Source organism: Sulfurovum iocasae (assembly GCF_047716765.1).
GTDB lineage: Bacteria > Campylobacterota > Campylobacteria > Campylobacterales > Sulfurovaceae > Sulfurovum.
Genome location: NZ_CP180410.1, coordinates 533475 through 545902, shown reverse-complemented (window position 1 = coordinate 545902; position 12428 = coordinate 533475). Strand labels below are relative to the sequence as shown.

Genomic DNA, 12428 nt, shown 5'->3' with positions numbered 1-12428 from the left:
TAACTAGGGAGAGGGATATTCAAATGCCTAAGAAAAGAAGACGTAAAGAAGACCGAACTATCACCAAATGCCTTTTTCCTGCTGCCGGATATGGAACACGTTTCCTTCCTGCAACCAAAGCAACACCAAAAGAGATGCTTCCTATCCTCACAAAACCACTCATTCAATATGGTGTAGAAGAGGCTGTTGAAGCAGGTATCCATACTATGGCAATCGTTACCGGTAGAGGTAAGCGTGCCATCGAAGACCATTTTGACAGATCTTATGAGCTAGAACATCAGATCAAAGGAACAAGTAAGGAACCGTTGATGAATGAGGTTCGTTCACTTATTACACAATGTACATTTTCATATACCAGACAAGTAGAGATGAAAGGTTTAGGACACGCTATTCTTACAGGGGAAACACTCATAGGTAGCGAACCTTTTGCTGTACTTCTGGCAGATGACCTTTGTACCAATGGTGCTGACAGTGTACTCAAACAGATGATAGAAGTGTATGAAAAGTACCAATGCTCAGTGGTAGCTATAGAAGAAGTATCTATGGATCAAACTGATAAATACGGTGTCATAGCCGGAAATTTAATAGATGGTACTGACGATACATATAGAGTAACTGATATGGTAGAAAAACCAGCCCCTAAAGATGCACCAACCAATATGGCTATCATCGGTCGGTACATCTTGACTCCAGATATCTTTGATATTCTTAGAGAAACAAAACCAGGAAAAGGTGGAGAAATACAGATCACCGATGCCTTACTTGATCAGGCTAAACAAGGAAAAGTTATCGCTTATAAATTTAAAGGCAAACGTTTTGACTGTGGATCTGTGGACGGTTTTGTTGAGGCTACTAATTATTTTTATGAAAAATCAAAAAGAGAAAATTAATGACTAATATGATTTTATGTGGAGGATCAGGTACACGTCTTTGGCCCATAAGCCGAGCACTTATGCCTAAGCAGTTTGTTAAATTGTTTAATGATGCATCCCTTTTTCAACTTACTGTTAAACGTAATAAGGCTATATGTGATCAACAATTCATCGTTTCAAATGCTGAACAGTACTTTTTAGCAGTAGATCAACTTGAAGAACTTGCATCTACCCAAAATAAGTTTTTATTGGAACCTATAGGTCGTAATACAGCACCAGCTATCGCTCTTGCATGTTTAGCATTGGACAAAGATGAAATTGTTCTAGTCTCTCCTTCAGATCATCTCATCAAAAATGAAGCGGCTTATGTAAAAGTATTGGAAGAGGCAAAAAAACTGGCAGAAACAGATAGCCTTGTTACCTTTGGTATTACTCCGGAGTACGCTGAAACAGGCTATGGATATATAGAGTCAAATGGACAAGATGTAAAAGCCTTTCATGAAAAACCAGATGCTACTACTGCTCAGAAGTATATAGATGCAGGAAATTTTTACTGGAACTCTGGGATATTCTGTTTTAAAGCGGGTGTGTTTTTAGAGGAGTTGAAAAAATATTCTCCCGAGATCTATGAAGCATCAAAAGTAGCTTTTGAAAATGCAAGATCTAGCGAAGTTATCCGTGTATCTCACGAAGATATGCAAGCTATACCAGAAGACAGCATTGACTACGCAGTTATGGAGAAAAGTTCAAAAGTAAAAGTGCTGGCTTCTAACATCGACTGGTCGGACCTTGGAAGTTTTGATGCCTTAGATGAAGAAATGCCAAAAGATGAAAATGGTAACACAAAATGCGAACATTTTTACACTGTTGATTCAAAAAACAACTTTGTGTACTCAAAAGAGAGAGCCATAGCATTAGTAGGTATTGAAGACCTTATAGTGGTAGATACAGCGGATGCATTGCTTATCTCTAAAAAAGGTACTTCTCAAAAAGTAAAAGAGATTGTGAAACAACTGACAACTGCTGAATCAGAACTCCATCATATTCACCGGACTGCTCACCGTCCTTGGGGAACATATACAGTTCTAGAAGAAAACCCTAACTACAAGATAAAACGAATAGTAGTTAAGCCGGGAAAACGCTTAAGCCTTCAAAAACATTTTCACAGAAGTGAACATTGGATCGTTGTATCTGGGACAGCCCTTGTGACAATAGGAGATAAAGAAGTTTTAGTACGGCCTAATGAATCCACTTATATTCCTATGGGTGAGATACATCGTTTAAAAAACCCTGGTAAAGTTGATGTTGTTTTGATCGAAGCACAAGTAGGTTCTTATCTTGGCGAAGATGATATCGTTCGAATAGAGGATGATTTTGCACGAAACTAATCCAGCATTTATTAAAAATGAAGATTTTAAAACTATTATTCAAAATACACCACTGGTTTCAGTTGACCTAATCGTTAAACATAATAATAAGATCTTACTAGGAAAGAGAGTAAATAAACCTGCTCGTAGTTATTGGTTTACTCTGGGAGGAAGAGTATTAAAAAACGAAAAAATACAAGATGCTATCAAACGGATTACCAAGGAAGAGTTAGGTACAATTTCAGATACTATACCTAAATTCATTGGTATATATGAGCATATGTATGATGATAGTATATTTGAGGATATATCTACTCATTATGTTAATATAGCATATGAAATAAACATATTAAATTTTGACAATCTTCCTAAAAAACAACATGATGCATATCAATGGTTTAATTTAGAAGATTTAATGCAAGATCAATATGTGCATGATTATGTAAAAGATTATTTTTCCATAGGAAAAGGAACAGTTCCACATACCAAATAGGAGTTAAAATGTCAGAAAAAAAAGTTGCTTTAATTACAGGTATCACAGGTCAAGATGGTTCCTATCTTGCAGAGTTCTTACTCAAAAAAGGCTATGAAGTTCACGGTATCAAGAGAAGAACCTCACTGTTCAACACTGATCGTATTGATCATCTTTATCATGATCCACATATCGAAGGGTTAGATCTAACACTTCACTTTGGTGATATGACCGACTCCATGAACCTCACACGTATTATCCAGGAAGTACAACCAGATGAGATCTATAATCTTGCTGCCATGAGTCATGTTGCTGTTTCATTTGAAACTCCAGAGTATGTTGCCAATGCTGACGGTGCGGGAACGCTTCGTATCTTAGAAGCCGTAAAACTTTTAGGGCTTACAAAAAAAACAAAGATCTATCAGGCTTCTACTTCTGAACTCTATGGAAAAGTACAAGAGACTCCGCAAAGTGAAACAACACCGTTTTATCCTAGAAGTCCTTACGCTGTGGCAAAAATGTATGCCTACTGGATCACTGTAAACTACAGAGAAGCATATAGTATGTTTGCTTGTAACGGTATCCTTTTCAACCACGAATCACCCGTACGTGGTGAAACGTTTGTTACACGTAAGATCACCAGAGCAGCTTCCAAGATCGCATTAGGCTTACAAGACAAGCTCTATCTGGGTAACCTTGATGCAAAACGTGACTGGGGTCATGCAAAAGATTATGTACGTATGATGTGGATGATCTTACAAGCAGATGAACCAGAAGACTGGGTTATTGCAACAGGTATAACTACAACAGTAAGAGAATTTGTACGTATGGCATTTGCATATGCCGGTATTGCACTAGAGTTTAAAGGTGAAGGCATAGATGAAAAAGCATATGTAGTCTCTTGCTCAAATCCTGAATACCAAATAGAAGTTGGAACAGAAGTAGTAGCCGTAGATCCAAGATACTTTAGACCAACAGAGGTTGACCTGCTTTTAGGTGATCCAAGCAAAGCAGAGAAAAAACTGGGATGGAAGAGAGAATATAAGTTGGAAGAGCTTGTCAATGATATGATGGAGTCAGACCTCAAACTCATGACTAAAGATGTTTATCTTCAAGATGGTGGATATAAAACCATGAGTTATTACGAATAGGATAAAAATCATGAACTTAGATTCTAAAATCTATATAGCTGGACACAGAGGCTTAGTTGGTTCTGCTATTGTCAATAACCTTAAAGCTAAAGGCTATACTAACGTCATAGGCAAGACGCATAGTGAGCTTGATCTTTTAGATCAACAAGCAGTAGCAGACTTCTTCCACACGGAAAAACCTGAGTATGTTTTCTTAGCGGCTGCAAAAGTAGGTGGTATTGTGGCTAACAATACCTACCGTGCCGACTTTATCTATGAAAATCTACAGATACAAAATAACATCATTCACCAAAGCTACAAAAACGGCGTCAAAAAACTGATGTTTTTAGGTTCTACCTGTATCTACCCAAAAAATGCACCACAACCGATGCTGGAAGATTGCCTATTGACGGATACGCTTGAATACACTAATGAACCCTATGCCATAGCAAAGATAGCAGGCATCAAAATGTGTGAAAGCTACAATCTACAGTACGGTACCAACTACATCTCGGTCATGCCGACAAACCTCTATGGTCCCAATGATAATTTCGATCTAGAAAAGTCACATGTACTCCCAGCACTTATCAGAAAGATCCACTGTGCAAAACTTCTAAATGAAGGTAAACACAATGAAGTCATTAAAGATCTTGGGGTAAAGAACATTGACGAAGCAAAAGAATATCTAGCTAACTTTGGTGTTGATGAGAATAAAGTAGAGATATGGGGTTCGGGTAAACCAATGCGAGAATTTCTTTGGTCAGAAGACATGGCAGACGCCTGTGTCTTCATCATGGAAAACAGAGACTTTAAAGATACCTATTCAATAACAGATAGCTCAAACATGACGTGTACACCAAATGAAGTCAAAAATCAAGAGATTCGTAACACACACATTAACATCGGAACAGGTATTGACATCTCTATTAGAGAGTTGGCAGAAACTATCAAAGAGACCATTGGTTTTAAAGGTGAACTCTGCTTCAATGCAAATAAACCAGATGGCACAATGAAGAAGCTGACTAATGTCTCTAAGCTTCATAGGCTTGGATGGAAGCATAAAATAGAATTAAAAGACGGGATAGAAAAAATGTATAACTGGTATAAGGAAATAAAATGATTACAAAAGAACGTTTAACGCACTTGAAACAGCTTGAAGCTGAGTCTATCCACATACTACGTGAAGTTGCTGCAGAATTCACTAACCCAGTAATGATGTACTCAGTAGGTAAAGATAGTTCAGTTATGTTGCATTTAGCAATGAAAGCATTCGCTCCAAGTAAACTCCCTTTCCCACTTTTGCATGTTGACACACTTTGGAAATTCAAAGAGATGATCGAGTTCCGTGACCAACGTGTGAAAGACTTAGGTTTTGACCTTATTGTCCACTCTAACCCGGAAGGTGTTAAAATGGATATCTCTCCATTCGAACACGGTAGTAAAGTCCACACCGATGTCATGAAGACAGAAGGTCTTAAACAAGCACTTAATGCTGGCGGCTACGATGCTATCATCGGTGGTGCACGTCGTGACGAAGAGAAGTCTCGTGCGAAAGAGCGTATCTTCTCCTTTCGTGATAAACACCACCGTTGGGATCCTAAAAGCCAGCGTCCTGAACTTTGGAATGTCTACAATACAGCTATCCAAAAAGGCGAAAGTGTTCGTGTCTTTCCAATAAGCAACTGGACAGAGCTTGACATTTGGCAGTATATCTACCTAGAAGGTATTCCTATCCCTTCACTCTACTTTGCAAAAGAACAGGATGTTGTTGAGTATGAAGGTACAAAGATCATGGTAGATGATGAGCGTATGCCTGAAGAGCTTCGTAAAACAGCAAAAAAAGAGATGGTGCGTTTTAGAACTTTAGGATGTTACCCTCTGACAGGTGCTATTAACTCCACAGCAACTACACTACCAGAGATCATCAAAGAGATGTTACTTTCTACAAGTAGTGAACGTGAAGGTCGCCTCATAGATAAAGATCAAGAAGGTGCAATGGAACTCAAGAAAATAGAGGGATATTTTTAAAATGTTGAATGAAAAAGGGAAAGAATGTCAGTAGAAAATAATAAAATATCTTTAGATATTGAAGCTTATTTGAAAGAGCATGAGAATAAAGATATGCTCCGCTTCTTAACGTGCGGATCTGTAGATGATGGTAAAAGTACCCTTATCGGTCGTATGCTCTATGATTCAAAAATGATCTTTGATGATCAGCTTGCCGCAGCAGAGAGTGAAAGTAAGAAATACGGTACCACAGGTGAGAAGATCGATATGGCACTGCTTGTAGATGGGCTTCAAAGTGAACGTGAACAAGGTATTACAATTGATGTTGCCTACCGCTTCTTCGCAACAGAAAACCGTAAGTTCATCATTGCTGATACTCCAGGTCATGAACAGTACACACGTAATATGGTGACAGGAGCTTCAACTGCAGATGTAGCGATCATTCTTATCGATGCTCGTAAAGGTATCTTGACACAAACACGTCGTCACAGTTTCATTGTTAGCCTCCTTGGCATAGAACATGTCATTGTGGCCATTAACAAGATGGATTTAGTAGATTTTAGTGAAGATGTTTTCAATGAGATTTCTCAAGCCTATGGTGAACTTGCAAATGAACTAGGTATCAAAAATACTTATTACATCCCTGTATCTGCACTTAATGGCGATAACGTTGTTGATAAAAGTAAACATACACCATGGTTCAATGGTAAGCCAATGCTTGGTTTGCTTGACAGTATGGATGTTACTAAAGAAGCAAAAGCAGAAGACTTTAGATTCCCAGTACAGTACGTAAACCGTCCAAACCTTAACTTTAGAGGGTTCTGCGGGACTATAGCAGCAGGGTCAGTAAAAGTGGGTGATGAAATTACCGTTTTACCCTCAGGTAAAAGCACTAAGGTTAAAAGTATCATAAATGCTGGAGATATCACTGAAGCAGATAGAAATACTACAACGACTGAAGCATATGCTCCAATGGCTATTACTATCACTACAGAAGATGAAGTCGATATCAGCCGTGGTGACATGATCGTCCATACCAAGAGTCTGCCAAGAGTCTCAAACAGCCTTAAGACGATGCTAGTCTGGATGGATGAAAAACCGATGGAAATAGGTCGTAGCTATGATATAAAACGTGCGACTTCTGTAGTATCTGGAAGCTTTGAACATATTAACTATAAAATTGATGTAAACACTTATGAAAGAACACAAGTAGATACACTTGAACTCAATGACATTGCTTCATGTAAAATGTTACTTACCCGTCCTATTGCAGCAGATGCTTATAAAGATAACAAATTAACAGGTAGTTTTATCGTTGTAGATCGTATTACGAACAACACAGTTGGTGCCGGTATGATCGTCGGAGTAAGTCGTCGTGATGAGGATGCTAAAAAGATCGCCAGTAAAAACTATACCGATGCAGAAAAAGCACTTAACACTTATGTTAGAAAACATTTTCCTGAGTGGAACTGCAAAGAAGTTTAATATACAAAAAGGCAATCATAGCCCCCTAGTCAAAACCTGTCTCAAAAATTAGTCCCATTTCCAGAATGAGAAAAATATTTTAATAATTGGTTCACTCCAATTATTTTATTTTTTTAAGAATAGTAAGATTATAATTATTCTATAATAAATATGGTATTTTAAACTAAGGTGAAATTTAGAGTTATTGAATTTCAGTAAGTAGAAAAAGGCTTTAGCATTATGCTGAAAGCAATACATGAAAAGAAAGAAAGGTAGAATAAATGAATAGAATACATGTCTCAGCTCTTACGTCGATTATATTGGCTTCAGCAGCTATGGTGTCACAAGTGAATGCGGAGGAGACTTTTGAATCTCCTGTAAATATAGTTCCTCAAACAGGTAGTTCTCATGCTGGTATTTTCTATGATGACACCTGGTTGACTGCAGGTAGCAGTACCCTAAACGAATTTCTTATAATGAACAACGACAATCAGCAAGTTTCTTTTCTTGTATCATCAAGCGGAAATGTAAGATTGGCAAATAGTGTATTTATCAATAGAGGCCAACAAATGGGAATTGGAATTGCTACTCCAGAAGATGCATTACACATAGGAGGTACTGGGAATCTCATATTAGAAAAAGAAGGTGTCGCTTCCAAGTGGAAAATAGGTACAAGGGCAGATGGAGGTGTTTTATTGCGAGACATGTTAAGCGGCAATGATCCATTTTCCATCGATGCAAATGCCCCAACTGATTCATTGAATATCGCAGATAATGGTAATATAGGGTTGGGAACAAGTACTCCAAGTACCAAACTCGATGTTCGTGGTGATATCGCCTCCACATGGGCAGGTTCCAATACCGTAGGTGACGGTTTAACAAATCTGCTTGTTTTATCAGCAAGCAACAGTGAAGTAGATAAATCATCAGATGTTGGATTTAGATTGGTCAATGGTAGCACATCAAAAGGTTGGAATTTTAGAACCAACAGTGGTGGTGATTCGTTCCAGGCAACACTACAAGGGACAGGAGGGGCAGAATTTACAGTAACAAATGCTACATCTGATATCAGTGGAACAGAGCTCTATCTGGGTAATGGGGCTAAAAATGTAGGTGGTGTATGGATCAATGCTTCTAGTCGTGCACTAAAAGAGAACATCAAAGAACTCAGTGCTCAGGATGCTTTGGCAGCCTTTCATAAGCTACAGCCTGTGACTTACAACTATAAATCTGATAAGAAAGAACAAGTCGTCGGATTCATCGCAGAGGATGTCCCTGAATTAGTTTCTATAAACAGTCGTGACGGTTTAAGTTCTATGGACATGGTCGCTGTATTAACGAAAGTAGTGCAGGATCAGGATAAATCTTTGGCTGAAACAAAATCTGAACTAAAAAAAGCACAGGAAAAAATTGCCAAACTAGAAACCATGCAAAAACGTTTAGCAAAAGTAGAATCACTTTTAACAAACCTTGCATTAGACACCTCTAACAGTAAAACAGAGGAAGTTGCTTTCAATACAAAGTAACATCGTCAACACTACAAAGTCTGAAAAATCAGGCTTTGTAGCTACAAAACATTTTTCCCATTTTTAAATTTCTTTCTAAGTAGATGTGTTGGCTTAAGTACCTAAGTATTATAATATTTATTAATCATCAATAAAGGAGAAAATTATAATGATAAGAACCAATGTAACACGAAGCATCATAGTTGCAAGTCTACTTTACGGAACCGTATGGGCAGCAGCTTCGCAGATAGGTACTACTGAGCAGCTTTCAGTTCCGCCTCCATCAGTCCCACAAAAGTTAGCACCTGTGAAACAGGCAAAACCAGACAAAGCAACACAAGCAGTCTCTCCAAAATATAGAGAAGGCGAAGTGATCGTCAAGTATAAGTCCGGTATCAAGCAAGCAACTATCAACAGTTTATCTTCTACACAAGGTTTTGAAGTTGTAAAGACATACTCAAAGTTGACAAAAAAGAATCTGATAACAGTGCTTAAGTCAAATAAAACAACCCAAGAGATGATCAAGATACTAAAAGCTGATCCAAACGTAGAATCTGTCTCACCAAACTACATCCGACAGCTTAATGCTGCTCCAAATGATCCGGATTTTAATCAACTGTGGGGTATGCACAATACAGGGCAAACGGGAGGAAGCAATGATGCAGATATCGATGCTGTAGAGGCATGGGATGTAACAACTGGTTCTTCTGATGTCGTAGTTGCTGTTTTCGATACAGGTGTCGACTATACACACACTGATCTCAAAACTAATTTATGGGTAAACCAAGGGGAAACCCCGGATGATGGCAAAGACAATGATGGCAATGGCTATATCGATGATATCTATGGATATGATGTTGCCGCCGATGTCAATGGTAATAATGATGGTGACCCGCTGGATGTCCATGGTCATGGTACCCATGTATCAGGGACTATCGGAGCTTCCGGAAATGATGGCTTTGGTATCTCCGGGGTCAACTGGAATGTAAATATCATGACCTTAAAGATTTTTCCACCTAGTACTGGCGCAAGTGATAGTGATATTTTTGAAGCTATCGAATATGTCCAGACTATGAAAGAGCGTGGAGTGAACATAGTTGCTATCAATGCCTCCTATGGTGGTGACGGCGGTGATCAGGCTGATACTATGAATGAAGCGATCAAAGGACTAGGCGATGCAGGTATCATTTTCTGTGCAGCAGCGGGGAATGATGGAGTTAATAATGACACTACACCACACTTTCCTTCATCTTATGATGCTGACAATATCATTTCAGTAGCTTCTACAGACCACAATGATGAGCTTTCCTGGTTCTCAAATTATGGTGTAACGAGTGTGGATCTTGCTGCTCCTGGAAGTAGTATTTTGAGTACCATGACATATCAAGTGGATTATACGCCACAGGCGGGAGATCCTTATTTCAACGCTGTAGATAATAGTGCAGATTGGGTGCAAGGTGGAGACAGTGCTGCATGGGCCTTTTCAACGACAAATGTACATAGTGTATCCCATGCCTTGACAGACTCTACAGATGGAAATTATCTGGATGACAGTTTTACCTATATATTACCTGCAGAGTCTATTGATCTAACCAGTATGACTGATGAAAATCTTGCTCTTGGTTTCTGGGCAGTACTTGACCTAGAGGAAAATTGGGATTATTTACATATCTATTTCTCGGCTGATGGCGGAACAAACTGGACCGTGATGGAGTCATTTACAGGAGAAAGTCAGCCTATGCAGGCTTATTCCGTAGAAATTCCTGATTCATTTCAAACAAATGATTTTTTATATTTATTTGCAGTACAAAGTGATTGCTGTGGTAATTTTGATGGTGTCTATATAGATGACATCGGAATTAGTGTCGGTACACGTACAAGTGACCGCTATGCGACATGGAGCGGAACTTCTATGGCAACACCTCATGTTACTGGAGCTGTGGCACTTCTATCTGCATCTTACACAGGTGATACAGTAGCAAATATGAAAGCACGTATTCTTGATAATGTTGACATGCTAGATAGCCTTTCCGGCAGGCTTCTCACAGAGGGCAGAATGAACCTCAAAAGTGCTATTGGTATAGGTGGGTTATGTCAGGAAGGTTATCATCATAAGCAGGGGTCAACAATTTGTATCTTAGATACTCCCACAGATGATCCAGGTAACTACCTACCCTCTTGTGGCAATGGGGAACGGCTAATACAGGGAACAGAAGAGTGTGTATCGGCTGAGGAAGTAGATCCTCCTGGGACTTATCTTCCAAGCCCAAGTTGTCCTGAAAGAGAACGAGCGGTGCAGGGAACAGACCAATGTGAAGTTATACCACGTTAATTATAAGTCAATAAAATTTTATTTAAAACAAAAAAGGAAAACAAATGAAAAACATAAGCAAACTTGTCACCAAAGGTGTAATTTTATCCATGATCTTATCTAGCGGGGTAGCTATGGCCGCATCTGGGACTGATGAGACTTTTAAAAACCTGACTCTTGAAGAACGTCTCTATCAATATGATGGTTTTGGTGCACAATGGGGATTTGATGTAGGTTCTGATGGCTTATGGCTTGTCCCTAAAGTACCAGTAGGCGGTACATACAGTGCTCCATTTAAACTGCGTAATGCAGCTGCTGATAATGTACTTGTCATTGGGGGTAATGCTGAGGGAACTGAAGGTTATGTAGGAATTGGTACAGATGCTCCTTCTGCAAAGCTGGATGTGCAATGGAGCGGCTCCAACACTGCAGGTGACGGTTTAACAAATCTGCTTGTTTTATCAGCAACCAACAGTGCAGTAGATAAATCATCAGATGCTGGATTTAGATTGGTCAATGGTAACACTTCAAAAGGTTGGAATTTTAGAACCAATAGTGGTGGTGATGCGTTTCAGGCAACACTACAAGGGACAGGAGGGTCAGAATTTACAGTCAAAAATGCTACTGCCAATGTCAGTGGAACAGAGCTATATCTGGGTAATGGGGCAAAGAATGTAGGTGGTGTATGGATCAATGCATCAAGCCGTGCATTGAAAGAAAATATTAAACCTCTTAGTACAAAAGAAGCCCTAACAGCTTTCAATAAACTTCAGCCTGTCACATATAACTACAAGTCTGATAAAAAAGAACAAGTCGTCGGATTCATCGCAGAGGATGTGCCTGAACTCGTAGCAATTCAAAGCCGTGACGGTTTGAGTTCAATGGATATGGTTGCCGTGCTTACCAAGGTGGTGCAGGAGCAGGATAAAACTCTGGCTGAAACAAAAGCTGAACTCAAAGTGAAAGACAAAAAAATGGCTGAAATGGAAGCTAAAATTGCCAAACTAGAAGCAATGCAGAAGAGACTGGCAAAAGTAGAGTCACTTTTGACAAACCTTGCCTTGGATACTTCCAATACCAAGAAAGAGAAAATCTCTCTCAATTTAAAAAAGTAACAATACTGTAAAGTATTAAAAAATCAATACCCCCGTTGCAGGCAGCGGGGTATGTAAACAATCCAATATTCACCCCTCTTACTCACATATATTCTTTTACTTTCATCTTATTGTTAGTGTAAAAGTTTTATACTTAAGAAATACAAAGTATTGTATTTATATTTTTTCATTAAGTTGAATTCAGT

10 protein-coding genes are annotated in these 12428 nt (G+C 38.8%); all 10 read left to right on the top strand.

Annotated elements, in window-relative coordinates; translation table 11 throughout:
- Positions 1 to 23: 23 nt before the first annotated feature.
- The 10 genes from galU (at position 24) to ACLHDG_RS02680 (ending at position 12243) form a co-directional block, all read left to right on the top strand.
- Positions 24 to 890: a UTP--glucose-1-phosphate uridylyltransferase GalU gene (gene galU, locus ACLHDG_RS02725; protein ID WP_415407460.1), complete on the top strand. Its 867-nt coding sequence runs from the start codon at positions 24 to 26 to the stop codon at positions 888 to 890.
- Positions 890 to 2260, top strand: a complete 1371-nt coding sequence (locus tag ACLHDG_RS02720; RefSeq protein ID WP_415407459.1) for a mannose-1-phosphate guanylyltransferase/mannose-6-phosphate isomerase — start codon at positions 890 to 892, stop codon at positions 2258 to 2260. Before galU ends, ACLHDG_RS02720 begins: the two co-directional genes overlap by 1 nt.
- Positions 2247 to 2732, top strand: a complete 486-nt coding sequence (locus ACLHDG_RS02715) for a GDP-mannose mannosyl hydrolase (protein ID WP_415407458.1) — start codon at positions 2247 to 2249, stop codon at positions 2730 to 2732. The genes ACLHDG_RS02720 and ACLHDG_RS02715 overlap by 14 nt, the downstream gene beginning before the upstream one ends.
- An 8-nt stretch (positions 2733 to 2740) precedes the next feature.
- Positions 2741 to 3862, top strand: coding sequence for a GDP-mannose 4,6-dehydratase (gmd, locus tag ACLHDG_RS02710; protein WP_415407457.1), 1122 nt, complete (start codon positions 2741 to 2743; stop codon positions 3860 to 3862).
- A 10-nt stretch (positions 3863 to 3872) separates the two neighbouring features.
- Positions 3873 to 4961, top strand: coding sequence for a GDP-L-fucose synthase family protein (locus ACLHDG_RS02705; RefSeq protein ID WP_415407456.1), 1089 nt, complete (start codon positions 3873 to 3875; stop codon positions 4959 to 4961).
- Entirely contained in the window at positions 4958 to 5869 is a 912-nt protein-coding gene (gene cysD / locus ACLHDG_RS02700) for a sulfate adenylyltransferase subunit CysD (RefSeq protein ID WP_415407455.1), read from the top strand. Before ACLHDG_RS02705 ends, cysD begins: the two co-directional genes overlap by 4 nt.
- Positions 5870 to 5893: 24 nt before the next feature.
- Positions 5894 to 7333, top strand: coding sequence for a sulfate adenylyltransferase subunit CysN (gene cysN / locus ACLHDG_RS02695; RefSeq protein WP_415407454.1), 1440 nt, complete (start codon positions 5894 to 5896; stop codon positions 7331 to 7333).
- 260 nt (positions 7334 to 7593) lie between these two features.
- Entirely contained in the window at positions 7594 to 8838 is a 1245-nt protein-coding gene (locus ACLHDG_RS02690) for a tail fiber domain-containing protein (protein WP_415407453.1), read from the top strand.
- 148 nt (positions 8839 to 8986) lie between these two features.
- Positions 8987 to 11149 carry a S8 family serine peptidase gene (locus ACLHDG_RS02685; protein WP_415407452.1) on the top strand — a complete coding sequence of 721 codons (2163 nt, stop codon included), beginning with the start codon at positions 8987 to 8989 and terminating at the stop codon, positions 11147 to 11149.
- Positions 11150 to 11193: 44 nt separating this feature from the next.
- Positions 11194 to 12243 carry a tail fiber domain-containing protein gene (locus tag ACLHDG_RS02680; RefSeq protein WP_415407451.1) on the top strand — a complete coding sequence of 350 codons (1050 nt, stop codon included), beginning with the start codon at positions 11194 to 11196 and terminating at the stop codon, positions 12241 to 12243.
- Positions 12244 to 12428: the final 185 nt, after the last annotated feature.

Bases quoted from the DNA above. Each gene is read 5' to 3' on its own strand.
- ACLHDG_RS02685 (WP_415407452.1), top strand. From the start codon at position 8,987: ATGATAAGAACCAATGTAACACGAAGCATCATAGTTGCAAGTCTACTT.
- galU (WP_415407460.1), top strand. From the start codon at position 24: ATGCCTAAGAAAAGAAGACGTAAAGAAGACCGAACTATCACCAAATGC.
- ACLHDG_RS02705 (WP_415407456.1), top strand. From the start codon at position 3,873: ATGAACTTAGATTCTAAAATCTATATAGCTGGACACAGAGGCTTAGTT.
- ACLHDG_RS02680 (WP_415407451.1), top strand. From the start codon at position 11,194: ATGAAAAACATAAGCAAACTTGTCACCAAAGGTGTAATTTTATCCATG.
- ACLHDG_RS02720 (WP_415407459.1), top strand. From the start codon at position 890: ATGACTAATATGATTTTATGTGGAGGATCAGGTACACGTCTTTGGCCC.
- gmd (WP_415407457.1), top strand. From the start codon at position 2,741: ATGTCAGAAAAAAAAGTTGCTTTAATTACAGGTATCACAGGTCAAGAT.
- cysN (WP_415407454.1), top strand. From the start codon at position 5,894: ATGTCAGTAGAAAATAATAAAATATCTTTAGATATTGAAGCTTATTTG.
- cysD (WP_415407455.1), top strand. From the start codon at position 4,958: ATGATTACAAAAGAACGTTTAACGCACTTGAAACAGCTTGAAGCTGAG.
- ACLHDG_RS02690 (WP_415407453.1), top strand. From the start codon at position 7,594: ATGAATAGAATACATGTCTCAGCTCTTACGTCGATTATATTGGCTTCA.